Annotated in this window: 28 protein-coding genes; 5 read left to right on the forward strand and 23 right to left on the reverse strand. The window is 51.6% G+C overall.

Annotation, left to right across the window (positions count from 1 at the left end; all coding sequences use genetic code 11):
- The first annotated feature begins 27 nt into the window (after window positions 1-27).
- From WCX49_RS04785 to WCX49_RS04795, 3 genes are all read left to right on the forward strand, one after another.
- Window positions 28-1,689, forward strand: coding sequence for a 30S ribosomal protein S1 (locus WCX49_RS04785; protein WP_345986443.1), 1,662 nt, complete (start codon window positions 28-30; stop codon window positions 1,687-1,689).
- A gap of 102 nt (window positions 1,690-1,791) precedes the next feature.
- The gene (serA, locus tag WCX49_RS04790; RefSeq protein ID WP_345986444.1) at window positions 1,792-3,378 is read left to right on the forward strand and encodes a phosphoglycerate dehydrogenase; all 1,587 of its coding nucleotides are present in this window, start codon (window positions 1,792-1,794) and stop codon (window positions 3,376-3,378) included.
- A 21-nt stretch (window positions 3,379-3,399) separates the two neighbouring features.
- A complete protein-coding gene (locus WCX49_RS04795) occupies window positions 3,400-4,092 on the forward strand; it encodes a DUF2461 domain-containing protein (protein ID WP_345986445.1) in 693 nt (230 codons plus the stop codon).
- Window positions 4,093-4,094: 2 nt separating this feature from the next.
- Here the strand turns inward: WCX49_RS04795 and WCX49_RS04800 are convergent, their stop codons facing one another.
- Window positions 4,095-5,048, reverse strand: a complete 954-nt coding sequence (locus WCX49_RS04800; RefSeq protein ID WP_345986446.1) for an AraC family transcriptional regulator — start codon at window positions 5,046-5,048, stop codon at window positions 4,095-4,097.
- Window positions 5,049-5,231: 183 nt separating this feature from the next.
- Between WCX49_RS04800 and WCX49_RS04805 the strand changes: the two genes are divergently transcribed.
- Window positions 5,232-5,693, forward strand: coding sequence for a cupin domain-containing protein (locus WCX49_RS04805; RefSeq protein ID WP_345986447.1), 462 nt, complete (start codon window positions 5,232-5,234; stop codon window positions 5,691-5,693).
- 14 nt (window positions 5,694-5,707) lie between these two features.
- Here the strand turns inward: WCX49_RS04805 and WCX49_RS04810 are convergent, their stop codons facing one another.
- From WCX49_RS04810 to WCX49_RS04850, 9 genes are all read right to left on the reverse strand, one after another.
- Window positions 5,708-6,454, reverse strand: a complete 747-nt coding sequence (locus WCX49_RS04810; RefSeq protein WP_345986448.1) for a DUF2238 domain-containing protein — start codon at window positions 6,452-6,454, stop codon at window positions 5,708-5,710.
- Between the two features lie 20 nt (window positions 6,455-6,474).
- Window positions 6,475-6,837, reverse strand: coding sequence for a polymer-forming cytoskeletal protein (locus WCX49_RS04815; RefSeq protein ID WP_345986785.1), 363 nt, complete (start codon window positions 6,835-6,837; stop codon window positions 6,475-6,477).
- Window positions 6,801-7,754, reverse strand: coding sequence for a M23 family metallopeptidase (locus WCX49_RS04820; RefSeq protein ID WP_345986449.1), 954 nt, complete (start codon window positions 7,752-7,754; stop codon window positions 6,801-6,803). Before WCX49_RS04820 ends, WCX49_RS04815 begins: the two co-directional genes overlap by 37 nt.
- A gap of 322 nt (window positions 7,755-8,076) precedes the next feature.
- Entirely contained in the window at window positions 8,077-8,568 is a 492-nt protein-coding gene (locus WCX49_RS04825) for a GNAT family N-acetyltransferase (RefSeq protein WP_345986450.1), read from the reverse strand.
- On the reverse strand, window positions 8,565-10,169 hold the full coding sequence (locus tag WCX49_RS04830; protein WP_345986451.1) for a hypothetical protein: 1,605 nt from the start codon (window positions 10,167-10,169) through the stop codon (window positions 8,565-8,567). The genes WCX49_RS04825 and WCX49_RS04830 overlap by 4 nt, the downstream gene beginning before the upstream one ends.
- A gap of 54 nt (window positions 10,170-10,223) precedes the next feature.
- Complete coding sequence (locus WCX49_RS04835) at window positions 10,224-10,697, reverse strand: hypothetical protein (RefSeq protein WP_345986452.1); 474 nt, start codon at window positions 10,695-10,697, stop codon at window positions 10,224-10,226.
- A gap of 408 nt (window positions 10,698-11,105) precedes the next feature.
- On the reverse strand, window positions 11,106-11,315 hold the full coding sequence (locus WCX49_RS04840) for a hypothetical protein (protein ID WP_345986453.1): 210 nt from the start codon (window positions 11,313-11,315) through the stop codon (window positions 11,106-11,108).
- Window positions 11,316-11,637: 322 nt separating this feature from the next.
- The gene (locus WCX49_RS04845) at window positions 11,638-12,009 is read right to left on the reverse strand and encodes a cupin domain-containing protein (RefSeq protein ID WP_345986454.1); all 372 of its coding nucleotides are present in this window, start codon (window positions 12,007-12,009) and stop codon (window positions 11,638-11,640) included.
- Window positions 12,010-12,141: 132 nt separating this feature from the next.
- The gene (locus WCX49_RS04850) at window positions 12,142-12,534 is read right to left on the reverse strand and encodes a TonB-dependent receptor (protein ID WP_345986455.1); all 393 of its coding nucleotides are present in this window, start codon (window positions 12,532-12,534) and stop codon (window positions 12,142-12,144) included.
- A 264-nt stretch (window positions 12,535-12,798) separates the two neighbouring features.
- On the opposite strand from WCX49_RS04850, the gene WCX49_RS04855 reads away from it, so the two are divergent.
- Window positions 12,799-13,269 carry a MarR family winged helix-turn-helix transcriptional regulator gene (locus WCX49_RS04855; protein WP_345986456.1) on the forward strand — a complete coding sequence of 157 codons (471 nt, stop codon included), beginning with the start codon at window positions 12,799-12,801 and terminating at the stop codon, window positions 13,267-13,269.
- 102 nt (window positions 13,270-13,371) lie between these two features.
- Here WCX49_RS04855 and WCX49_RS04860 read toward each other — a convergent pair whose 3' ends face one another.
- The 13 genes from WCX49_RS04860 to WCX49_RS04920 all read right to left on the reverse strand — a co-directional run bounded on the left by WCX49_RS04860 (window position 13,372) and on the right by WCX49_RS04920 (window position 23,006).
- Entirely contained in the window at window positions 13,372-15,312 is a 1,941-nt protein-coding gene (locus tag WCX49_RS04860; RefSeq protein ID WP_345986457.1) for a thioredoxin domain-containing protein, read from the reverse strand.
- Window positions 15,313-15,479: 167 nt separating this feature from the next.
- The gene (locus WCX49_RS04865) at window positions 15,480-15,800 is read right to left on the reverse strand and encodes a hypothetical protein (protein WP_345986458.1); all 321 of its coding nucleotides are present in this window, start codon (window positions 15,798-15,800) and stop codon (window positions 15,480-15,482) included.
- 58 nt (window positions 15,801-15,858) lie between these two features.
- Window positions 15,859-16,329 (reverse strand): thioredoxin TrxC, encoded by a 471-nt coding sequence (trxC, locus tag WCX49_RS04870; RefSeq protein ID WP_345986459.1) that lies wholly within the window; start codon window positions 16,327-16,329, stop codon window positions 15,859-15,861.
- A gap of 168 nt (window positions 16,330-16,497) precedes the next feature.
- Window positions 16,498-17,190, reverse strand: a complete 693-nt coding sequence (locus WCX49_RS04875; RefSeq protein WP_345986460.1) for a hypothetical protein — start codon at window positions 17,188-17,190, stop codon at window positions 16,498-16,500.
- A 63-nt stretch (window positions 17,191-17,253) separates the two neighbouring features.
- Entirely contained in the window at window positions 17,254-17,538 is a 285-nt protein-coding gene (locus WCX49_RS04880) for a hypothetical protein (RefSeq protein WP_345986461.1), read from the reverse strand.
- A gap of 110 nt (window positions 17,539-17,648) precedes the next feature.
- Window positions 17,649-18,032 carry a hypothetical protein gene (locus WCX49_RS04885; RefSeq protein WP_345986462.1) on the reverse strand — a complete coding sequence of 128 codons (384 nt, stop codon included), beginning with the start codon at window positions 18,030-18,032 and terminating at the stop codon, window positions 17,649-17,651.
- Window positions 18,033-18,110: 78 nt separating this feature from the next.
- Window positions 18,111-18,554 carry a hypothetical protein gene (locus tag WCX49_RS04890; protein ID WP_345986463.1) on the reverse strand — a complete coding sequence of 148 codons (444 nt, stop codon included), beginning with the start codon at window positions 18,552-18,554 and terminating at the stop codon, window positions 18,111-18,113.
- A gap of 64 nt (window positions 18,555-18,618) precedes the next feature.
- Window positions 18,619-18,927 carry a hypothetical protein gene (locus WCX49_RS04895; protein ID WP_345986464.1) on the reverse strand — a complete coding sequence of 103 codons (309 nt, stop codon included), beginning with the start codon at window positions 18,925-18,927 and terminating at the stop codon, window positions 18,619-18,621.
- Between the two features lie 75 nt (window positions 18,928-19,002).
- The gene (locus tag WCX49_RS04900) at window positions 19,003-19,635 is read right to left on the reverse strand and encodes a hypothetical protein (protein WP_345986465.1); all 633 of its coding nucleotides are present in this window, start codon (window positions 19,633-19,635) and stop codon (window positions 19,003-19,005) included.
- Window positions 19,636-19,726: 91 nt separating this feature from the next.
- Window positions 19,727-20,524: a DUF6602 domain-containing protein gene (locus WCX49_RS04905; RefSeq protein WP_345986466.1), complete on the reverse strand. Its 798-nt coding sequence runs from the start codon at window positions 20,522-20,524 to the stop codon at window positions 19,727-19,729.
- Window positions 20,525-20,778: 254 nt separating this feature from the next.
- On the reverse strand, window positions 20,779-21,783 hold the full coding sequence (locus WCX49_RS04910; protein WP_345986467.1) for a hypothetical protein: 1,005 nt from the start codon (window positions 21,781-21,783) through the stop codon (window positions 20,779-20,781).
- A complete protein-coding gene (locus WCX49_RS04915; RefSeq protein WP_345986468.1) occupies window positions 21,780-22,277 on the reverse strand; it encodes a GNAT family N-acetyltransferase in 498 nt (165 codons plus the stop codon). The genes WCX49_RS04910 and WCX49_RS04915 overlap by 4 nt, the downstream gene beginning before the upstream one ends.
- Before the next feature lie 117 nt (window positions 22,278-22,394).
- Window positions 22,395-23,006, reverse strand: a complete 612-nt coding sequence (locus tag WCX49_RS04920; protein ID WP_345986469.1) for an ester cyclase — start codon at window positions 23,004-23,006, stop codon at window positions 22,395-22,397.
- Between the last annotated feature and the right edge of the window lie 127 nt (window positions 23,007-23,133).

Consider the following 23,133-nt stretch of genomic DNA (forward strand, 5'->3'; position numbering starts at 1 on the left):
ATTTTATTACGTAATAAGGGTACAGGTATGGCTTTCGATAACGAAGCATTTGAAGAAGAAAATTTCGCCGAGATGCTGGAGGCTTCTTTCCAGGAGCAAGAATCCAATCGCATCACTGAAGGTGAAGTTGTCGCAATCCAAGAAGACGATAATCGCGCGCTCGTCGGAGTTGGAGAAAAACTGGAAGGTATCATCAGTCTTGATGAGATCAGGGATGAAGCGGGCAATCTGCTTTTCAACGTCGGTGACAAAATCACGGTTATGGTAACGGGACACTACAACGAGCGTCCGAAAATCTCCTACCGCAAAGTTCTCGAGCAGCAGAAAACGATGGAGTTCGTCGAAGCGCACAAAGAGGATTTCGAAGATGTGATCATCGAAGGGACCGTGACCAAGAAGAACCGCGGCGGCTATGTCATCGAAGCGGACGGCGTCAGCTTCTTCATGCCGCGTTCACTCGCAGCGTTCAAAGAGAGCGACAACGTTCTCGGCCGCAAAGTCAAAGCACAGGTCATCAAGCTTGATCCGGAAGACAACTCCATCGTCGTCTCCCGCCGCAAACTCTTCAACGAAGAGCGCAAGCGCAAGAAAGAGATCATCGACCAGCTCATGGAAGAGGGTACGGTCGTTGAAGGTGTCATCAAGAAGATCACCAGCTACGGTATGTTTGTAGACGTCGGCGGTGTCGACGGCCTGGTCCACTACAACGAGATCAGCTACAAAGGGCCGGTCAACCCGTCCAAGCTCTACAGCGAAGGCGACAAAGTCAACGTTAAAGCCATTGCCTACGATAAAGACAAGCGCCACCTCTCCCTCTCCATCAAAGCGGTCCAGCCGGATCCGTGGAAAGAGATCGAGGATGAACTCGAAGCGGGCGACACCATCACCGTTACTGTCAGCAACATCGAGCCGTACGGTGCCTTTGTTGACCTCGGAAACGATATCGAAGGTTTCCTCCATATCTCCGAGATTACCTGGGACAAGAACATCAAGAACCCGAAAGACTACCTCACCGTCGGCAGCGACATCGATGTTGAAGTGATCGACGTTGATCCGGACAAGCACAAGCTGCGTGTCTCCCTCAAACGCCTCCTTCCGAAGCCGTTTGACGAGTTTGCGAAGAAATTCAAAGAGGGTGACATCGTTACCGGTACGGTTACATCCCTGACTGACTTCGGTGCGTTCGTCAAGATCGCCGGCGTCGAAGGCCTCCTGCACAACCAGGATACGACGTGGGAAAAAGGCGTCAAAGCCAAAGACCTCTTCAAAGCCGGCGACGAAGTCGAAGTCAAGATCGCGAAGATCAACCGCGACGATCAGAAGATCTCCCTCAACCGCAAGATGCTCGAAGAGAGCCCGGTTGAGAAGTTCGCCGCTTCCCACCGCGTCAACGACATCGTCAAAGGTACGGTCCGTGACGTGAAAGATTTCGGTGTCTTCATCTCCCTCGTTGACGGTGTCGACGCGCTGATCCGCAACGAAGACCTCGAGCCGCTCAAGGCCGAAGAACTGGAAAAAGGGCAGGAGATCGAAGCGGCTATCGTTGCGATCGATGCCAAGCGTGATCGTATCCGCCTCTCTGTCCGCAAACTCGACAGACTGCACGATCAGAAAATCCTCGACAAGCTCAACGAAGAGGACGGATCCAACAGCCTCGGCGACCTGATCAAAGACCAACTCAAAAAATAACCCCTTTCCGCTGCAGCGGAGGGGCTTCCCAAATTTATCAGCAATGCCCTGCATGGCAGGTACTTGTTGATAACATTTTCAATTTCACTTTAGGATTTTAAGATGGAAAAATATAAAGTAGTCGTATGTGACCACATTCACGAAGCCGGGCTCGAGATGCTTCAGAACGATCCGCAGATCGATTACGTATTTGCTGCCGATGTCGACAAAACGGCGCTGCTTGATGTGATTGCGGACGCCGACGTTACGATTACACGTTCCTCAACCGATGTTGACGACAAATTCATCGCTGCCGCCAAGAAGATGAAAGCGATCGTCCGCGCCGGCGTCGGGGTTGACAACGTCGACATCGACGGCTGCTCCAAAGAGGGGATCATCGTCATGAACGTCCCGACGGCCAACACGATTGCCGCGGTTGAACTGACGATGGCCCATATGCTCTCCTGTATGCGTATGTTCCCCTATTCACACGACCATCTTAAAAACCAGCGCATCTGGAAACGCGAGAAGTGGTACGGCTACGAACTCAAAGGCAAAAAGCTCGGTGTCATCGGCTTCGGTAACATCGGCAGCCGCGTCGGAACGCGCTGTAAGGCATTCGAGATGGACGTCATCGCATACGACCCGTATATCCCGGCGTCAAAAGCAACAGACCTCGGCGTGAAATACACCGAGAACTTTGACGACATCCTTGCCTGTGACGTCATTACGATCCACACGCCGAAAAACCAGGAGACGATCGACATCATCGGCGCCGAAGAGATCGCCAAGATGAAAGACGGCGTCGTGCTGATCAACTGTGCACGCGGCGGCCTGTACAATGAAGAAGCACTTTACGACGGTCTGAAGTCCGGCAAGATCCGCTTCGCCGGTATCGACGTCTTCAAAAAAGAGCCTGCGACGGACCACCCGCTGCTCGACCTTGACAACATCGTCGTCTCCCCGCACCTGGGTGCCAACACTTTCGAATCCCAGTACAACATCGGTACCCAGGCGGCCCAGCAGGCGATCGAAGCGGCGAAGGGTATCGCCTACCCGAACGCCTTCAACCTGCCGATCGACGAGACGAAGATCCCGGCGTTCGTCAAGCCGTTCCTGGAGCTCGGACAGAAGATCGGGTTCATGGCCAGCGAGCTCAACCGCGCACCGATCGTTTCCATCAAGGTCAGCGCACAGGGCGATATCGCCGAGTACCTCGATTCGCTGAGCACCTTCGTCACCGTCGGTGCCCTGGCGGACAAGACGGGGGACACCATCAACTATGTCAACGCCTCTTTCATTGCGGAGCAGAAGGGGATCAAGATCGAGACCTCTGCGGAACTCTCCAGCAGCGCCTACAAGAACCTTATTTCCGTCAAGGTGACGACGGACAAGCGCGTCGTCGACATCGACGCGACGATCTTCGAAGAGGGCGTTCAGCGCATCGTCGAGGTCAACGGTTTCGACCTCGACGTCGAGCCGAAGGGGAACTTTACCCTCTTCAAGAACACCGACGTCCCGGGCGTTATCGGCAAAGTGGGATCGTTGCTGGCGCGTAACGGCGTCAACATCGGCGACTTCCGCCTGGGCCGTAACAGCAACGGCGAAGCCCTTGCCGTCATTATCACCGACACGCCGGTCAAAGACGCAGCACTTTCAGAGCTCTCCGCCCTTGAAGAGTGCATCAGCGTCGACACCGTCCGCCTCTAAAGAGACCATCGGAGCCTTCCGGTGTTCTCGCACTTCCCCGCAGGAACCCTCCCTTTTTTAGCCGAACTCCAGCACAATAACACCAAAGCATGGTTCGACGCCAACAAGATGCTTTACCAGGAGCTTGTGCTCGAACCCAGCCGCGCATTCGTCGAGGAGATGGGCGAACACCTCATGGCCCTCGTGCCGACGATCAATGCCGTTCCGAAAGTCAACGGTTCGCTTTTCCGTATCTACCGCGACCAGCGTTTCCACTTCGACGAACCGCCGCTCAAGGACCACATTGGGATCGTTTTCTGGCAGGGCAGCGGCAAGCGGATGCAGAGCAGCGCCTTTTACCTCCATTTCGATCCGAGAACGCTCTTCGTCGCGACGGGACTGCGCCGTTTCAAACCGGCGATGCTCTCAGCCTACCGTGCCTACCTCAAATCGGAACCGCGGCGCCGCGAACTGCAGCAGATCCTTGACGGGTTGACGAAGAAGGGCTACCGCCTTCCCGAGAAGCGCTATAAACGTTTCCCGGCAGGTTTCGACAAGCAGATGCCGTTTGCGGAGCTTTCCCTTTACGATTCGCTGTACGCCTATACGGAGACCGATGCCGCGCTGATCACTTCCGACACACTGCTCGATACCCTCTACGCCCATTACGAAGCGATGCTCCCGCTGCAGCAGTGGGTGTACGAACTGACGCTCTATGCGGCGGAAAACGGCTGATATTACCTTTTTTTGCCCGGCATCAGCGCAGGGTACTCAATCCGGTTCCTCAAACGGTACTCCTTCGGACAGATCCCTTCGTGGTTTTTGAAAAAGCGTCCCAGCTGTGAGGGGCTTTCGAAGTTGAGGGCGTAGGCGATCTGCTTGATCGACATATTACCGAAGCAGAGCAGGTACTGGATCTCCTTGATGATGCGCAGGTGGATGTAGGAGAGCGCCGAATGTTTCAGGGTCGCCTTGACGGTTTCGCTGAGATGCTTGGGCGTGATCCCCATGAGCTCGGCATAGGACTGCACGCTTTTACGCTGCCAAAAGTGCTCTTCGATCAGAACCAGGAATTCGGCGCTGAGCTGTTCGGCCCGCGTCAGGTTCTGGGGCAGGCCCGCGTTCTGCTTCTCACGCCTTAGCAGGAAGAGCAGTTGGGTAATGAGCATCTTGGCCATACTCTTGAAATCCTCTTTTTTCTGCCGCAGTTCGTAACTGAGCTGTTCGAAGAGTGCGAGGACCTGGGCGTAGCTCGAGGTGTCGAGTACGACGTCATTCTGGTGGATGCGGTGAAAAGCGAAAAGGGGTTCCAGGGTCTCTGAAGAGAGGTTCTCCTCTTCAATGAATGCCTTGTCGAACAGCAGTACATAGGTTTTCGACTCTTCCGAGATGTCCCTGAAGGCGTAGATGGAGCCGGGGGAGACGAGTTGCAGCGCCTGCGGTTGGATGGTATAGTCGAAGTGGTTGACGGTCCGGATCGTCTCTCCTTTCAGCCGGAGAAAGAGCGCGTAGTAGTCGAAACGCAGCGGGATACCGTGGCTCGGGGCGATGTCGTCGAGCAGCAGCACGACATCCCTGGCTTCGAAGTCCTCGGCGTAGAAATCCATTCCGAAGGTCGGGTTGGGTTTGAAAAGATATTTGTAGGTATTGATCGTCTGTTCGATCGTATAAAGCGGAAGCGGGGCTCCCATGATGTCACCTTTCGTCTTTTGCCTATTATAGTGTCACATCAAGTATAGAAAAATCAAATATTCCGACAAATTGTATTGTTAAGCGAACATTGGCTCTTTTCAACGGCAGGGCGTAGTGTTAAGATGTTTTCGTGGTACTGCAAATACGAAGCGTAAGCACTGTCTTACACCAAAGGAATCATTATGACGACCTCTATGCGAACGGTGACGGCGATGCTGCTGGTATCTGCCGTAACGGGCCTCTTTTCGGTTGCGACGGCCGGCGAACCGGCATTGGCTTATAAATATGACGACAAACAGCTGCAGTGGGGCCCCTGTCCCGCTTTTTTGGGAGAGGGCTGCAGTATTGCGGTCCTGCACGGCGATCCGGCGACACCGCGGACCGACGTTTTTTTCAAAGTACCGGGCGATTACAAGATCCCGCACCACTGGCATACGTCAGCGGAACGGATGATCCTCGTTTCGGGCAATATGACGGTCCAGTATGATGGCCAGAAACCCGTGCTGATTGAAACCGGCATGTACGCATTCGGTCCTGAGAAACATCCTCATGTCGCCTACTGCGAAAAAGGGGACCCCTGCGTGCTCTTTATCGCGTTCAACGAACCGATTGATGCGTTTGAGATTATGAAGCCCTCTGAATAGGGGGTGTGCTTCGGCTACTTCCGACGGCGCTGCCGCCAGAGCCGCATCAGGGCGTTCTCGCCTAGTGGAAGCTTATGCTTGACCCGGAAGCTGTGCATCCACTCCCGGCCGAAATCCTTCTGCAGGGCGGCGTTGATGGCCGCGGTCAGGATCATGGCGAGGAGGGCGCCGATCGTCGCCAGCAGCATATCCTTGTGGGCATCCCAGACGTCCCCCTGCGTGCCGAGGTAGGCCATACCGAGGTCACCGCCGAAATAGACGGCGGCCCCCCATTCGACCAGCTCGTACAGCATGGAACTGGCCATCGTGACCAGGAGTGGGAAAAAGTAGCCCCAGAACCCCTTGACGTCGACGACCCGCAAAAAAAACTCCCGCAGCGGATACGCCAGCAGCAGCCCGTAGAGAAAATGGACGACCCGGTCGAAGTTGTTGCGTTCCCATCCGAAGAGCCCGTTCAGCGAAATGCCGAAGAGGGATTGCCCCCACGCCTCGTAGGGGACCTCCGCGTAGGTGTAGTGGGCACCGACTTCGTGCAGATAGAGAAATAGAAAAATCAGGGTCAGCGAGATGCGCGAGAGAGGGAAGGTTTTGTAGGTCGTGGCAAAAAAGAGCACGGCCAGCAGGACCAGGACATTTTCCAAGATCCAGTCGTGCCGGTCGAAGGGGGTAAATGCCAGGAGGATGAACTCCAGTGCGAAGAGCAGGGAGAGGAGCAGAAGGTAGCGGTTGTGGGCGTAGCTGTACTCCTTATCCCGTGGCATTCAGGCTCCTTGTGTTCCGATCAGCTCTTCTTTTCGGCAGGTTTTTCGGCTGCGGCTTCCTGGACAGGTTTGGCCGCGGTTTGGGTTGTTTTGCGATGGCTTTCGCCTTCGAAGATCCCTTTGGACTCGATGACCATCTCTTTGGAAGAGATGATCCCTCCGACATAGCCGTTCTCTTTGATCTCGACACGGTCGACATCGACGGTCCCTTCGATGCGGCCGCGGACGATCAGGTGCGGTGCCTTGACCTCGCCGACGATCACGCCGTTCTGTCCGACGGTAATGACCCCCTTGGAATGCATCGTTCCCTCCACGCGGCCGTCAAAAAAGACGTCGCACTCCAGCGTTATTTCGCCTTTGAGTAAAGCGCCAGCTGTGATGATGGTGGTACTGGTGTTGGTGACGGGAGCTTTTGCAGGTTTTGATTCCGTGTTATTGTTGCTACCAAAGATTGCCATGGTACTTTTTTCTCCTTTTCAAAGATGGTGGCATAGTGTTCGAGATCCCACTTGATAAACCAGTAGGGGTTGAGTTTGCGCTGGATAAAACGCACTTCGTAATGCAGGTGCGGACCGTTGCTCATCCCGGTATTGCCGCTGTAGCCGATCAGATCGCCTTTTTTGACGTACTGGCCGGACTTGACGCCGATCTTGTTGAGATGGCCGAAATAGGTTTTGAAGCCGTAGTTGTTATCGATGATGACCAGGCGCCCGTAACCGCTGCTGCTGTGCATCCCGGCGTACTCGATGACACCGTCCGCCGTAGCATGGACAGGAGTGTTCATCGGGGCGCGGAGGTCGCTGCCGGGGTGGAACTCTTTACGGTTCAGGGTGGGGTGGGTGCGGTAGCCGAACTTGCTCGTAATGCCGCGGTACTCTACGGGTGAACCGTTGGGGATGTGCTGCAGAAGTGCCGCCCGCTGTACGGAGTTCATCTGGGCAATTTCCACCCGTTCGAGCAGGCTGCTCTCCGTTTCCGTATCCGGCGCCAGACCGATCAGCGTCTCGATGCCCTCAAGGCGGTCAGAGACCGTGGTGAGTTCCGTCTGTTTGGCGGCGAGTTCCTGCTCCGCAGCGGTAATAGAGCTCTTCAGCTCGACGTTGTGCGCTTCAAGCTGGGCTTTTTTCTCGTCGATCTCGTTGAGCGAAGCGTTGAGAAAGAGAATAAATGCGAGCCCGGCGGCGATAAGCGTAACGAGGCCGGCCCCTGCGTACAGAAGGACTTTTTTGACGATATTGTGCAGGCTGTACTGCCGCACGCCGTCAAGGTCATGGATCGTGACAGTGAAGCGTTGATTCATCCGTTCGCGTCTCCTCGGTACTGCCGGAACAGCCCTGCTTTCTTTACGTTTGAAGATAGAATTATTATCTAGATTAAATAGAATGTTTATAGGACATTATACCTTTTCGGTATCGACCCTGTTTGGAAAAACAGGTCATATTTTAGGCCATCACAAAATTTATATAATTTTTTTAAATATCGCGCCCATTGTACATCGTGAATCTTAAGAAAATTATAAAGTGTCTGTTTGATGTTTTTATCTGTTTTATTATAATTTAAACAATGTGGATTTATTCTCTGCCCATAGCATTTTTGGCCAATAGATTACCGAGAAAACGGTGTTATCGCACCATATCTGCGATATCACATTTCAGCTTCCGTCCGCCGGAAATTTCGAAGGCATTACGTTCATAAAACGCGAGTGTATTATCAAACTGGGGCAGGGGCGGCGTCGTGACTTCCAGCCGTTTCCACCCCTTGGCGACGGCAAAATCCCTTGCCTGCTGCAGCAACTGCCTCCCGACGCCTTTGGAGCGGTAGGGCGGGCGGACATAGAGTTCGGGGATGGTGCCGTAGGCGCCTTCGGCGTAGAGCGCATAACTTTCATAGAGCGAGAGGAACCCGACCGCTTCGCCGGATTCGGAATCCTCGGCGAGAAAGACGTAATAAACGCCCCTGGAGAGAAGCTTCCTTGCCCTCTCCTCCGTCTCTTTCGGGTTGAAACGAAAAGCTTTGATAGCGATACGCTCCATGATCTCGTGCAGCAGTTCGCCTGTCAGCACGGAGATGGGCCGGGCATCTTCGGGTGTCGCCTGGATGATAACGGGTGTCATGGGTCTTCTCTCCTTTTTTCGCGTTGTACCGGGGCCTCCATGCCGCTGTTATAGAGGTTGATATAGCCGTTGACGCCGTGGCAGACGGCATCGGTCCGGACCTCCTCCCGTGTATAGCTCCTGATAAGGCCGCCGATCGCTTTGTCAGGTGCTTTCAAAAAGTAGGTGTTTGCTTCGGTGTAGGTGTTCTGCATCAGCCACCGCACCATTTTCAGCATAGACTCCTTGTAGGTCATACAGCCCGTCCAGTGCTCTTTTTGACATGTCAGGTACACCTCCGAGGTGACCTCGTTTATCCATCCGTTGCCGCTTGTATTCTGCCCGGTACCGATCCTGCCGTAATTTTTCATATCGTCCGGATCATTTTTCTGCCGTTTCAAAATCTCGCCGAGACAGCGGCGAAGAACTTCCTTATAGAGGTCGTTACCGCTGATCTTGTAAAAATCGAGCAGGCTCATCACGCCCCAGCTTGTCGGCACGGCATCCGTCGGCGAACGGTAGTCGTCCGTCAGAAAATAGGCATCGCGCTCGGCCCTTTTGCGAAAATTATCCGCCAGAATTTGAGCGGCCTCGAAGTAGCGGCTGTCCGAAGTGGCTGCGTACATCCTGGAGAGGGCTGAGAGCACCTCGCCCGTATAGAGGTTCGAGTAGCGCCTGTCAAAAACCGGTTGTCCGTTTTCGAGTTGCACCTGGTTGATCACACTGCCGTCGGGATTGCGCATGCTGAGCAGCCAGTCGGCGGCCGACCTGGCGGCATCCAGGTACCTAATGTCGTTTGTCCTTCTATAGAGTTCCAGCAGGGTAAAAATGGTTTTCGAAGTCGTTCCGACGACGAAACGATAGTCTTTTTCGCCGCTTTCCAGGGAAAGGGAGTAGTGAAACGCCCCCTTGTAGGGACCTTCGCGAAGTTGCATAGAGAGGATGAAATCGGCGATAAGGGGGATCAGTCTGGCAATGTTCCCGTCCCGCTCCAGATCATTGAGTTTTAACAGGCTGTAGAGCGCGGAGGAGGAGTAGGTGGTGAGGACACGGCGGTCAAAGGTGCCGTTTTCGGCCGTATAGAGCTTATGAAAACCGTGCGTCTTTTCGTCCATTGCGCGCAGGAGGTACGCTTTGGCCGCCATGATCTTGGCGTAGATCATCTCCCTGTCCACGTGCCGAACGGTCACGACGTCGCCAATCAGCTCTTCGGCATTGCCCCTGTACTCGATCAGTGCATTATCCTCCGTGCCGGGCCGGGAAAAAGCGATCAGAAGACGTGAATCCCTGATAGCCTCTTCATCTGGATGTCGATCGCCGGACGTTGAAAGGACCCCACCGACGGCATCGATAACGGCCCGGTAGAGCAGGTGGCTTTGCCCGGTACCGGTACCGAGGGGGCCGCCGTGGAGATAGGGGGTGACCGAGACGGTCCAGTTGCCATCGAGCACGATGGATGCCGGCAGCGCTACCGGTGTGCCCGTAAAATGCGATTGCGCAAGCGAACGCGCAAAATGGAGCAGATCGTTTCTGAGACGATCATCGGCGGTACGGTCGGTGGAAGCGTATGCCGCCCCGATCATCCACAGCAGTACGATGAGGTAACGGTAGATTTTGATCATTTTCCTTGCATGAACCTCTTTGGCAATGTTGGAAATGGACACGCAAAAAATTGTTTATCGCTCCAGTTTCTTTTTCACGGTTGCGATCGCCCGGTCGAGGACCGACTTGATGTCACTGAAGCGCGTTTCTTGATTCGCGTTGAAGTCGATAAGCCTGTGCTTGCTCCACCGTTCCCGGTACAGATCGTCGATCGCAAACCGCACCTCCTGCAGGGCAGGCTGACGGTGGACATACCTGCCCGTGACATCGACGGAAGCCTGCTGAAGGGCACAGTAAAGGTCCAGCTTTGGGGAGAGGGAACAGTCCGAAAGGTGCTCTTTCCGCCATGAACCCTCATCTGCCAGCAGCGTATCTGCCCTGACCAGGATCTCCAGATCGACCTGGGAAACATGAATGCTTCTTTTTTCATAATCCGGAAGTCCCAGCACGATACCGTTTTCGGTTTGATAAACACCTATGACTCCAAAAACGATAAAGGCGCCCAGTGACAGCAGCGCCAACAGTATAAAGGCTATTTTTCTCTTCACTGCGTGATCCTAAAAATCTCCGTGCGGTTTCACTCCGTCTGCCGCGTGACAAGATCCCGCGCATATGCGGCGATGAAGGTCAGGTTGGCGAGCATGAACGTCAATAGTACCATAAGGAAGAGAAACACGGCTGCACCGTGTTTGGTGTGGAGATACTTAAGGGGCCGCACGATGAACGCAAGGCTGACCAGGACGGCAGTTGTCCCGGTGGCGAGAAAGTTGGGGATGACGGTAAATGCCCCCTCCGTTCCGTTGAGCCGGTAACGGCGTGATTCGCCTCATGGTTTCGATAAAAAAGCCACGGCTGGGGGTATTGCGCTGAAGGATCTCTAACAGCCCGTGGTTGATCATGCCGCCCAGCGCGGATGCGGTGATCCTGGCGTGCCGATTGATTCGTTCAGGCATCTACTATTTCGTATACCTTTTCGTCAATCGGCAGAAATCGTAAAAATCGCTCAGCATCAGGTAGCGGATCTCTACGTCTTCAAACTTCTTCTGCAGGATCGGGTGGCCCTGCAGATAGAGTTTGACATCGTTCTGGAACTCTTTGGGGTATTCAAGCTTTTCCGCCTGCAGGGAAGAGAAACAGTCTAAAAAATCAAAAAAAAGTTTTGTCACGATCTTCTCTTTCTCCTGCGATCGGTTCGAAAGAAAATCCGTTGTCTCCTCAAACGTTTTGCATATATTCAACAAACACTCGTTCATCATACTCTCTTTACTCCGGTGGGTTTGACGGTGATATACAAAAATTATACCTGCAATCGAGACGGCGAAATCCTCAAGGATCTCCCATACCCGTTCGGCGGGTGCGTCGATTTCGATTTCTGTATGGAGCTCATGAGTAGCCATCGGTTTTCTTTGTTTATGGAGTCAAAAAATTGAAACACACCACTATGCGCTCCGAGGGCGGAGTCTGTTGCGGCAGTGCGCGAAGTCCATGTTACCTCTTTGTGGCAGACTGGCTCGGAAAGGAGATCTCGAGAATGATGACATCCCCCTCGGCAATGAAGGGGCCGTGGACCTCGTGCGGCGGCCTGCTGGCATAACAGCCGGGTTCCAGCCACATGTTGAAGGCCATATCGTAAAGCCGCCCCTGGACGACATAGATCTCTTCGGGGTAGTCGTGGCTTTTCGCTCCGAAGGCTTTGGTCGAATAACCGTCTTTAAATCGCGTCAGGCGGGTATAGTCACCGCTGTCACTATCCAGGGCGATTGTGAGTTGTTGAAGGTTGCCGTCTGAACCGGGAATATCCTCCCACATATTGTCGTTCGCCAAATCCAATGGATTCCAGTAAGTTCGCGTTGACTTCAATTTCTGCCTCCTTTAAAAGGGTGCCTGTATGTTGGATTCAATATGATGTGGTGTATCGCAACTGACGGTCTGCTGTGTTCAGTCGTCTTGTTGAACAAAGATTGCAGGAGAAAGAAGCTCTCCTGCAGCATATTATTGCATCGCGCCGACCCGTTCTCCCGTTGTCTTCAGGAGCAGTACAAACATGAGGACTGCGGCAACAAAAACCGCAACAGAGCTCATGGCAAGCACCGGGTCAATCGTTTCGAGCGGTACAAAATTGCCGTACAACAGGAACAGGCCTCCTGAGATGACTGAAGCTCCGATCAAATGCATGTAGTATTGGACTTTTGCCAGTATCCCGATAGGTCCGTTTAACCAGAGCTTGTGGCATAGCGCATATAAAAATGAAAGCAAGAATCCGATCAGCATGATGTGTGCGTGCGTTGTAAATTGTACATGGTCTTTGGAAGCGGCCATGAAAATACCGAGGCCTAAACCGACAATTGCATAAGCAAAACCTACAATTAGAAATTTTCTGTCCATTGCATTACTCCAGTGTTGAATTTGGATCTCGTCCCTTAAGCAACCTGATCTGGTATGCTCAATTTAGTAAGGCAACCTGACAATTTTAGTAAGTTAACCTTACTTTTATCTGAAAAAAATGATACTGTTACAGATAGAATATTTAACGCCGTGCTTACACAGGCCATAGAAGCGTCTGCATACCAATGCTGCGGATAGGCCGGCCCATGCAGCGGAAAAGCTGTCTTTGCCAGGCGTTATTACATTGACCGAGGAGTCATCAGCATGCCCGAAGAACCTTTGCCAGAAAACAGCGACTCTGTGCTGGAACATACCCTTGGCGCGATGTTGCGCCGGATGTACAGTGCGCTTTCGGAACAGGTTTACGGTCGTCTTGAAGAAGCTGGGTATGCGGATATCCGCCCCATGCATAGTAAAGTGATGCGCCATCTGACCGGCCGGGGTGCACGGGTAACGACCCTGGCCGAACAGGCTCAGATCACCAAGCAGAGTATGTCTGCCATAGTCGAAGAACTTATTACGCTCGGCTACCTTGAAAAAAGAGCCGATCCCAGTGACGGTAGAGCATCGCTGGTGATGTTCACACCGCGCGGCAAAGCGTTGCAGGCGACATTAATCCGTCTCAGTGCCGAGGCTGAAAAAGTGCTCGCGAAAAATATCGGTGAGCAGAAATATGCGCAGTTCAGGGCCCTATTGATGGAGTGGACAAATGTGGAAAACAACCGGATAACGTGAACGTTGAGGCCTCGCTCACCTGCAAATTGGAGCGTGGCGAGTCATTTGTACGAAGGAATCGATGGAACGTCCGGAATATCCCTGGACATCTCCGTCCGCGGGTCAGTATGAAAATTTCTCCCGAATGGTGTCGGCGATTTCCACCGGTGTTTTCAACTGTGCGAAACAGCTCTGTGTCCCGCAGAGCATATAGTTTTTGTTATGGGTGGCTTTGACGCGAACGTAGGGGTAGGTGACTTCCGCCAGGGAAGGCGCGGCCATAGCCAGTTTGTCGGCATTGGCCTTGACGAGCAGGTCTTCGAAGCGGTAGCGGATCGCCTGGTTGAAGAGGTGGGGGTAGCTGATAGGTGCTTTCACCAGTTTGGCGGAGTAGAACTGCAGGGTAGAGAAGGCGAACTGCCGGTAGCTGTCATCCTGGAGCATGCCGAGGCTCAGCAGCAGATCGACGATCACGCCGATGGAACCGGGATAAAGCGCGTCTGCCGGGTCCGCCTCCGTCGTGAACTCCCCGCGACTCAGATACCAGCGTCCGTTCTCATAGAACTCCTCCAGCGCGAAGTCGGCCATCCGCTGCGCCTGCATGAGCCAGACGTTTTCATAAGTGGCTTCATACGCTTTGATAAACGCGGTACCGAGGTAGGCGTAATCTTCCAAAAAGGCGCCGACCTTCGGGGTGCTGTGAATGAGGCCCGAGTGAAAGAGCGCTCCCTGGGGCATCACAAAATCCATAAGTGCCTCCAGCGCATCGACGGCCTTTTGGGTGTAGATGGGGTCGGATTTCCCCAGCTCGAAGAGGCCGCGGATCATCATCGCGCTCCACGAGGTCTGCACCTTTTTGTCGATAAAGGGGTACTCGCGCGCTTGTCTCAGGGAGATAAGCACCTCCCGTACGGCGTCGAACCACTCCGGACGGTCGGCGGGCGACTCGAGCCAGACGATGTTGCGGCCCATGAAGTTGCCCTCCGGCGTTATATGCAGGGCGGCGAGGATGGTATCCGTGTCGTCCGCGCCGAACCCTTGTTCGAGCAGTGCGGTTTTGGCCGTGTCGTAGTCAAAAGTGTAGTAGATGCCCTGCTTGCCATCGGTGTCGGCATCGCTGGCGGAGTAGAAGAGGCCGTCTTCCTGCATTTTCCCGCTCATAAAGTCGGCGATCTCTTTGGCAATGAGGGTATAGCTCGCGTCATCCAGCATCCGTCCGGCACGGGCGTAGAGCTCGCAGTGCAGCCCGTTGTCGAAGGTCATCTTCTCAAAACGGGGCACCAGCCAATTCACGTCGGTACTGTAGCGGCAGAAGCCGCCGTCGATGAGGTCGTACATGCCGCCCCGGTGCATCGTAGAGAGCGTCTGCGTCAGCATCTTCTCGGCATCGGGATTGTCCTGCAGCAGCACGATGTCCAGCAGCGCGTTGAGGGTGTAGATCTGCGGGAATTTCAGATCATTCGAAAAGCCGCCGCTGTTCGGCTCGAAAATGCGCAGCGCCTGTTTGACGAAGCGCTGGATCAGGGTGGCATTGAGCTGTTTGACCTCTACTGCCTGCGGGGCAGGTTTGTCCAGATAGGCCTGAATCTCGTCTGCGCTTTTGAACAGGCTTTTATCTTTTTGCGCCACTTTGGCCGCAATGAGTTTAGAGAGCTCCGTGAAACCGATCTTCTCCCCGCGGGACTCCGGCGTGATGTAGGTACCGGCAAAGATGGGCCGGTTGTCCGGCGTGCAGAAGACGGAAGTGGGCCATCCGCTCGGTTTGCGGTTCAGCAGGTGGTGGACCTCCTGGTAGTATTTGTCGATTTCCGGGCGCTCTTCGCGGTCAACTTTGATGCAGATATAGTGTTCGTTCAGGATCGCGGCGATCTTTTCATTGCTGAACACGTCGCGCTCCATGGCGTGGCACCAGTGGCAGGTGCTGTAGCCTATAGAGATGAAAAGGGGGCGTGCTTCCGTGCGGGCACGTTCGAACGCTTCGTCGCACCAGGGGTACCACTCTATGGGGTTGTCTTTGTGTTGCTGCAGATAGGGCGAGTCTTCGAGTTCGAGTCTGTTGGGCATGGGTTTCCGATCTGTTTTGGGAAAGGACTTTAACAAACGAATCTATGTTCGCGCCGAGCGTATCGCGAATTCAGCGATAGTCCTTTGTTTTTGTTCGATATGCAAGATCCGCTCTTTTGGTCTTAACGTCCTTTTTTCGATTCGGCTACATATGCGTAAGACACTAATCAATGCGATAAGTGATGTTGTTCGATGATCTCGGTAAAGGCCGCCTGGAGCACTGCTTCGTCCGGGAGCTCGCCGCGCGCTGCTTTGCCCCGAAGATCGTAGAGCTCGAAAAGACGCGCAACATCTTCTTGCTTCAGTTCAAAGCCTTTTGCTTCGATTGACCGCAGGAGTCCTTCGCTGACAGCAATTTGGTGCTCTTTATTTGCCACTGTCCACGCTTCACCCATGTACCAGTAGACCACCATGTCAGTGACCGGATAATGTCCTTTTTTGATGTAGGTGTAGTCATTGAAATAGCGTTCCAGTCTGTCCAATTGCATCAGCATCCTCCTGACTCATATAACAGGAGGTATGCAATAGTCGCTCCCGACTGCTTTGTCAGCGACTGTCTGCATCCTGACGGTAGGCGTTACATTTGGCGATGTACTTCCCGGTCCACTTTTGGAGCTCTTCCACGCTCATCGCCCTGGCCCTCCGGTTGATCTCATACCCGTTTTTAAAGAGAATCAGCGTCGGGACGGAGCGGATGTTATAACGTGCAGCAAGCAGCTTTTGCGCATCAGTATCGACTTTGAGGAATCGGGCTTTCATCGGCAGGGCTGCGGCCGCCTCTTCGAATGCCGGGGCCATCGTGCGGCAGGGACCGCACCAGGGCGCCCAGAAATCGACGACCACTATGATGTCACTGTTCCAGATATGCTTCATAAAGGCCGCATCATCCACGCCGACCGGTTTCGTCTCCAGCAGCGAAGCCTTGCAGTGCGTGCAGTCGGCTTCGCTGTAATGCTCCTGTACGGGAATGGTGTTGATCTCACTGCAATGGGGACAGACCACTCTTTGTTCATCCATAACGCTGTGCCTCCGGGTCTCGATCTCTTTCTGCCCCGGGCGCGGTGGGATTTTACGCTGTCATGCAGCATGAAAAAATCAGCTTTGACCCATGGAACTACAATCTCTCGTGCAAGTTTCAAACTATGAAAGGGTGCTTTGTTCTTTTGGTTGCTCTCCTCCGGGTTGTTAGGCAGTACCGGATATGTCATCCTCACCCCGTGAGCGCCTTCGTATACCTATCAGTACCAGATTCAAACCCAGAGCAGCTGCCGTTATGATCAGCCATTCCATCGCAAGCGTGTTCCGATCAATGACGAGCATGGGATATTGCCGACTCGCGTCCAAATCACTGTCGAGAATGAAAGCCACTTTCGGGAGAATCGTATCGGGGCCTTCCATCTCAAGTGTTGAAGCCGGACCGTAAATGGGCCTTTTGACCGGCGGCAGTAGTGTCGTAAACATTATGAGGGCCATCGCTGCGATAATGACGCTCATCGTTCGCCTTAACGATTTGGGTATTTCAGAGCGTGTAGCGGCGAGATCGAGGATAGTCATACTCAAGAGAACGGCAAATAGCTGAAGCAATGCGGCGATAAAAAGCACGAACATTGAAAAACCGTTCATCAGGAGGAGTATATAGAGTGAAATCCATATAAATACGTAAACGAACCACTTGAGTGCAGCGTGAAAATCAATCTTGTCTTCTTTGATGCTGACGCTGTAAAGTTTCCAAAGGGCAGTGGAAAAAAAACCGATAGGCCCGGTGACGAACAGGCCGAGGACGATCCCCAAACCTCCTGGAATGAAGATGCTGATGGCAAATAAAACAGCACCTACCATAAGGGCAGGGACGAAGACGCGAGAAGTAAAGTCCGTCATGAAAATGACTCCCTTATCCGTTTTTATTTTTATGGGGTGACATGTGGTTAGTCTCCGCGATATCTACTTGCTGTTCTGCTTCAAAGCTTCCTCGATTTCGTGGATTCTTCGATCGGCATAATCTTCAAATCTTTCATTCGTCGTGGCGTTTGAATCTTTTGGCTTTTGCTGTTTGGGAACGAGCATAGCAACAAGCAAAACCGGTATAAAAATAAATATGAAGCTTAAGAGGCAGATGATTAATTCCGGAAGTCTGTCTCTTCCGCCAAATTGAAAACTAATTCCCCAGAGGATATAAAAAATAAAAACTGCAAAAAGAACTTTGGATATGTCAATCGAACTTTTCATCTTTTCCCACTGGATAACGTTTAAAATGAGAAATATTTGGGCCGCAGGGTCAAATATTTCTCTCCAATGTTTTGTTATGGCTTATATTTCTGTAAAGCCTCAACTATTATTTATTCTATTGTTAAGTCAAAAGTTTCTTTATTTTTTCTTTCTTCACAAGTACCATATTCTACGGAATTATTTAATGTGAATGTACAACTCAGATAGCCACCTTTTGAACCTCTTTGCTTTAATATTCCACCACTTGTTGATGAACCACTTATTAAAGCCGTGCTATTTCCAACCATTGCTGTTCCGTAACTTGAAGTTTTAATTCTTGACCAATGCCCTTTATAATTTTCATCTCTTATTGTAATATCAAAGGTGTCGCTAAAATCATTAAATGTTCCATAATGAATTGAATTGTCTTTTTGTGAAACTAATTCTGCTTTGTATGTACATCCACTAAGTAAGACAATCCCGCATACAATTAGGATTGAGTTTTTGGTTTGCATTTTAACTCCTTTTTATAACGTTTAAACTCACCAATATGAGGCCCGCATGTGGGCCTCATATTGGTGTGCAGAGATTTGTTAGATGTGGACTGCATCATATATCGCTTTTGCTATCTCATAGTCAATTTCGTGTTTTCCATGCGGAGTAGCCTTAACAAAACGGCCTATTTCCTCAGGCGAGAATGAAAAATCCTTAGGCAAAGATAGTTTTCTTTTGGCTGCCCCATCTGCTGAATTGCATTGATCACAAATTACTGTTTGAGGGAATCTGCCATTATTCAAAGATAAATAACCTTGTGAATGATCATGATGCTTATGCAGTATAGCAACCCAGTCGTAAAATGCATTAGGTGAATTCGGAAATCGTTTAGCCCACCTCATTATTTGATACTTGTTTCTTTTACACGAAGGACATATCCAGTAATCACCTACCATAGCCCAAAGTCTGTGACAATGCAGCCCATCATAATTTTCAAAATCTTCTTGTGTAGGTACTTTTAGTTTCATGTTATTCATCTTCATCTAACGTTTAAAATGAGCAATCAAAAAGCCGCCCGCGGGTTTTTGATTGGTCTCCTTTGATTTGTTAGATGCTATTCGCATGCTTAATTTCCTCCTGCTCTTCTGCTGGTACATTTGACCACAAAACGTTTTTCGCAAGTTTCAGCTCAATGTCTAAACTAGACTGAACAACATCGCAAATTTGTTTGTACCATTGAGAACAACTCCATTCTTTCAATGGCGTTGATTTGAATCCATGTCGTTCTTGATCCCAATAAACACCGGCAGCATCTCGGTACACATATTGGTATTCCGGTTTGCCTTGGCTTTCAAGGCCAAGTAGCAACTCACCGGTATCAAGCAGTTCAATTCTCTTTATTGTTTCGTGCCTCATTTGCTTACCATCTAACGTTTAAAATGAGCAATCAAAAAGCCGCCCGCGGGTTTTTGATTGGTCTCCTTTGGTTTGTTAACCTTTTTTGCTGACATGAGGTCGTAACCATTTTTCAAATTTAGCAATAGCTTCATTGATTTCTGGAGTAAATTTGTCATACTCGGAATCTTCACCACCGTAATAAAGAACAGATCTTTCATTAGCTCTTTCTTCCCGTGTAGTAGCTTGATTAAACTCCGGATCTTTTTTTCGTTCAAGCATTTGTTGAATTGCAATTTGAAGCGTTACTCTACAAGATCGAAGTCCGGTTATGACGTCTTGAAACTTTGAGCCCCATTCAACCTGTGCATTCAAGTGATGTTCTTCAAGTTCCTTAAATGCAGCATGCATAATTTCCCATCGTTTTTCGTAGACATGTGCTGTGCCTTCATAGTTGTACTCACGCTTTAAATGACCGTGATAATCTGTCATATCTTCTGGGTATTCATATTGATAAATCGCAGGATTTCTAACATGTTTAAAAGCTTCTCGTACTTTATATACTGACTTCAAAACATCTTTTGCAAGCTGATATTCTGCTTTTCCCTTGAGCTCTTTTTTCCATGCACTTAGTCCTAAGTATGCAAATATAGTGGCAGTGACAGCTGATAAACCTACAAGTGAATCTTTGGCAGCAGATATCCATGGACCAAGTTCTGATATTTCCAATTGTTTTTCCTTTGAAGGTTAACGTTTAAAATGAGCAATCAAAAAGCCGCGCGCGGGTTTTTGATTGGTCTCCTTTGATTTGTTATACCTTCTATACAATGCGAACATTTCCAAATTGCACGTTTTGAATATAAGGAATTGCGTTTAGCCATGCTCCTTGAATATTGTTACAAGCCTCTTGTAGTGCTAAAAACATCATTAGTAAGTTGCCATTTGGGTTGTCAGCTATAATGTGAGTTCCTGGCAAAGGAGCTTGAGGGTTATTTAGTGTCAACGGTGAATTATCTAATTTTACAAAGCCCTTGTTCAGCAATACAACACCATCTAGAGCTGTACCTGGAGTAGATGTACGATTTGGTTGGTTCCATGTTGGAAGCGGAATATTATTATTGGCATGACTATTCATAATCCAATTATGTACAGTACTCATTTGAGCTGGACCATCATAGGCAACTACATAATTGATAACTTTTGGTGGAACCCAACCACTGCTAAAACTTCGTGTAACATTAGGAGATAAACTCTTCGCATTGTAGGCAGCTCTGACAGATTGATCTATAGCTGACTGATCCAACAAGGATTTCACCTCAATAGTGGCAACAACCGACTCGACTAGAAAACCGTTGACACCACCACCAAAGTCGAGCTTTGGATAATTGTTTTTGTAGATGACGATGTCATATTGATTTCTCTGAGCTCTAGGTTGTGAATTTGAATCGATAATTTCGCCTGTTCCTATTGCAACATTTGCACTTAGATGCCCTTCCAAGAATTCTTTAATGAATGCTTCTCTTGGCGTACCACGATGTAAAGTGTGGCCAGCATTAGCAGGAATTTGTGAGATGCTTACGAGATGATTCTCAATTGCATCTATGTGTGACTTAAGCATCTAGTTTCCTTAGTGTATAACTATTTATTCATTCCCAAACTGTGTCATATTGCTGGAACATCCATAGATATTTGGAACTCATGAGTGTCCTAATATTGGATATTTAATCGCAATATTAAACAAATTGAAATATATCTGTTAATACTACGCTTTTTTTCTTAAAATTATTTCTGTTTGAACGTTCTCGGTATTTTGATATTCGGACAAAGTGTCTGTCTATCATTGATATATGTGCTTATTGGACACTTTGACTTTTAATGTGTGGATTCTAGTGCTGAGAAAAAAGCTTGTTTATGCAGACGTTTGAGCGCGTTGTTGAGCCCGTTGGCGTTGAACATGACGAGTTCGCGGTAGTAGCGCTGGAGCCGTTCAGTTGAGAGGACGGAGCGGCCGCCGTAGAGGATCATTCCGGTGGTGACTATTTGCTGGACGAGTTCGAAGAGCTCGATGCGGAGCCTGTCGAGTTCCTCACCGTTTTTCGTGGCGAGAAAGGCGGTTTTCACGGCTTCCAGTCTCGCTCCGGCGGCGCAGCGAACCTCCTCGTCTTCCAGGACATCCACGGCGCCGAGGCCGATGCCGTAGAGGGCGTAGTGGATGGTCTTGGAGACGGATTTGTTTTTCGTGTAAGTGCCGAGGGGGTGCGAGGCGACGATGTGTTCCTGCGGCACTTCATAATTGTCGAGGACGACATCGACCGTGTGCATGGCGTTGCCGACAAACGTTTCGGTCGGGGTGCCCAGGGTGAAGCCCTCGCGGGGTTCAAAAGGAACCACCGCCTGAAACTCCTGCCCTTCGCAATGGAAGCCGACGACGAGGGTGTCAAAAATGCCGTAGCCGCTTGCCCACGTCAGGCGGCCGTTCAGGCGGTAGGCGCCGTTTTGTTGCGTGGCCGATACCACCGTGACGGGGGCGCGCAGGTGGTTGATGGCGATCCCGCAGCGTTTGGCCAGGTAGGTATCTAGCTGGGTGAAACGGTTGACGTGCATGATCTTGTTGGCCGCGAGGATCTGGATGGCCAGGAAGGCGAGGCTGCCCGAGCGGGGGGCGAGGGTCGTGAAAAGCCGGAACTTCATCGTCTCATGCAGGTCGGAAGCGTAGCGGTGAAAGGCAAAAACGCCCGCATCGTAGACAAGGTCGAAGGCCTCTTTGAGCATGGAAGTTTCCGTGTCGAGGCGGTGGAGGGGGAGGGCGTCCAGGCGGGCGGCTGCCGCTTCGAGCTGTGCGCTATAGTGCTCCAGGTCCGCTGTTGCTTCGGTCATACTTCTCCCGTATCGATATTTTTGGTGGCGATGACCCGCAGCGGTTCGAACCCCAGGCGTTCCCAGGCGCTGCGGGCACTCTCGTTCGCCGCCATATAGCTCAGTTCGACGGTGCCGATGGACTTCGACGCGAACCACTCTTCCATCGCACCGTACAGCTGTGCACACTGCTCACGGCCCCGGTGGGCTTCGTCCACGTAGCACAGGCCGATCCACCCCACAAGCCCGATATCGGCCGCCCCGATCTGCGACGGGGCGATCTTGCCCATGATGCAGCCGATCGCTTCGCCGTTGTGCTGCAGAATGAGGGTCTTCGCCTTCCGTGTGTCGAGGTACTCGAGGGCATAGGCCTCCATCGCGTCGACGGAGAGGGCGGCAAACCCTTCGTAATAGGGTCCCTCTGCGCACCTGGAGAGGAAGAGAAAAGTCTTATGGAGGGCTTCAACCAGGAAAAGGAGGTCCTCTTCACCCGCGCTGCGCAGTTCGGTGTCCATATCGCTCCTTGCCGTTTGCATGCTGCATTCTACAGTCAGTCGGGTTAAAGCGGGTGAAGGGGGAGCGCCCGCGGTATGACGGGCGCGGAGTGTCAGATACGTTCGGTTTGTCGATGCTTATGGTGCCAGCCCGATCTGCTGCATGAAGGCGCCGTTGTCCCAGAAAAGGAACTCTTCGAACATGATGCCGTCCCTGTTCCAGTGGCCTATGGTTGCCATCGGAATGCGGTAAGCCTTGCCCGTGGGCTGGATGACCGTGCCGTCGGCGAGCACCATGGGTTTGGTAAAGGTGCCTTCGAGCCAGCCGGTCACGGCGGTCCACTGGCCGTCTGCGGTACCGAAGCGGACCGGGTGCTCCTTGATCCGGTTGTCGGGCGCAAAGGTGAACATGTACTTCAGGTCTTCGATGTGCTTCTCAATGCCTTTGGTCACATGGCCGTCGGGCCAGTGGACGATGACATCCTTGGTATGGCTCTTGTGCAGATCCTGCCACTCCTGGCCGGTGTAGACGCGGAAATCCAGGTCATCAAAATTCGCAAGGTTCTGGGAAAGGACCGGCGGTACGCCTTTCATCTTCGGTGCGGGCTCACCTGCCACGGTCCCGGGCCACATCGCTTTTTCTGCGGCAGCGGCAGTGCCTATGAGAATGGCCCCAAAGGCAGCAGGAACGATCCAACGCTGCATCGAGGCCAATGTTCTTGTCCATTTGGTAAGGGTTTCTGTGTTCATGGGTCTCTCCTCATGATGGTTACATAGTAATCAGGCCGTGCCGTTCACAGCCACGCTTAGTCTCTTAGTTATCCATCATATTTGGTTTGAACTTTTGTCTGTATTTCCGTTGAGTATTAATTAAAAA

The organism is Sulfurimonas sp. HSL-1656, from assembly GCF_039645585.1.
Classification (GTDB): domain Bacteria; phylum Campylobacterota; class Campylobacteria; order Campylobacterales; family Sulfurimonadaceae; genus Thiomicrolovo; species Thiomicrolovo subterrani.

Coding starts and splice junctions, on each gene's coding strand:
- WCX49_RS04785 (WP_345986443.1), top strand. CDS start 28: ATGGCTTTCGATAACGAAGCATTTGAAGAAGAAAATTTCGCCGAGATG.
- serA (WP_345986444.1), top strand. CDS start 1,792: ATGGAAAAATATAAAGTAGTCGTATGTGACCACATTCACGAAGCCGGG.
- WCX49_RS04800 (WP_345986446.1), bottom strand. CDS start 5,048: ATGGGAGCCCCGCTTCCGCTTTATACGATCGAACAGACGATCAATACC.
- WCX49_RS04805 (WP_345986447.1), top strand. CDS start 5,232: ATGACGACCTCTATGCGAACGGTGACGGCGATGCTGCTGGTATCTGCC.
- WCX49_RS04810 (WP_345986448.1), bottom strand. CDS start 6,454: ATGCCACGGGATAAGGAGTACAGCTACGCCCACAACCGCTACCTTCTG.
- WCX49_RS04820 (WP_345986449.1), bottom strand. CDS start 7,754: ATGAATCAACGCTTCACTGTCACGATCCATGACCTTGACGGCGTGCGG.
- WCX49_RS04825 (WP_345986450.1), bottom strand. CDS start 8,568: ATGACACCCGTTATCATCCAGGCGACACCCGAAGATGCCCGGCCCATC.
- WCX49_RS04830 (WP_345986451.1), bottom strand. CDS start 10,169: ATGATCAAAATCTACCGTTACCTCATCGTACTGCTGTGGATGATCGGG.
- WCX49_RS04850 (WP_345986455.1), bottom strand. CDS start 12,534: ATGGACAGAAAATTTCTAATTGTAGGTTTTGCTTATGCAATTGTCGGT.
- WCX49_RS04855 (WP_345986456.1), top strand. CDS start 12,799: ATGCCCGAAGAACCTTTGCCAGAAAACAGCGACTCTGTGCTGGAACAT.
- WCX49_RS04860 (WP_345986457.1), bottom strand. CDS start 15,312: ATGCCCAACAGACTCGAACTCGAAGACTCGCCCTATCTGCAGCAACAC.
- WCX49_RS04865 (WP_345986458.1), bottom strand. CDS start 15,800: ATGCAATTGGACAGACTGGAACGCTATTTCAATGACTACACCTACATC.
- trxC (WP_345986459.1), bottom strand. CDS start 16,329: ATGGATGAACAAAGAGTGGTCTGTCCCCATTGCAGTGAGATCAACACC.
- WCX49_RS04875 (WP_345986460.1), bottom strand. CDS start 17,190: ATGACGGACTTTACTTCTCGCGTCTTCGTCCCTGCCCTTATGGTAGGT.
- WCX49_RS04880 (WP_345986461.1), bottom strand. CDS start 17,538: ATGAAAAGTTCGATTGACATATCCAAAGTTCTTTTTGCAGTTTTTATT.
- WCX49_RS04885 (WP_345986462.1), bottom strand. CDS start 18,032: ATGCAAACCAAAAACTCAATCCTAATTGTATGCGGGATTGTCTTACTT.
- WCX49_RS04890 (WP_345986463.1), bottom strand. CDS start 18,554: ATGAAGATGAATAACATGAAACTAAAAGTACCTACACAAGAAGATTTT.
- WCX49_RS04895 (WP_345986464.1), bottom strand. CDS start 18,927: ATGAGGCACGAAACAATAAAGAGAATTGAACTGCTTGATACCGGTGAG.
- WCX49_RS04905 (WP_345986466.1), bottom strand. CDS start 20,524: ATGCTTAAGTCACACATAGATGCAATTGAGAATCATCTCGTAAGCATC.
- WCX49_RS04910 (WP_345986467.1), bottom strand. CDS start 21,783: ATGACCGAAGCAACAGCGGACCTGGAGCACTATAGCGCACAGCTCGAA.
- WCX49_RS04915 (WP_345986468.1), bottom strand. CDS start 22,277: ATGGACACCGAACTGCGCAGCGCGGGTGAAGAGGACCTCCTTTTCCTG.
- WCX49_RS04920 (WP_345986469.1), bottom strand. CDS start 23,006: ATGAACACAGAAACCCTTACCAAATGGACAAGAACATTGGCCTCGATG.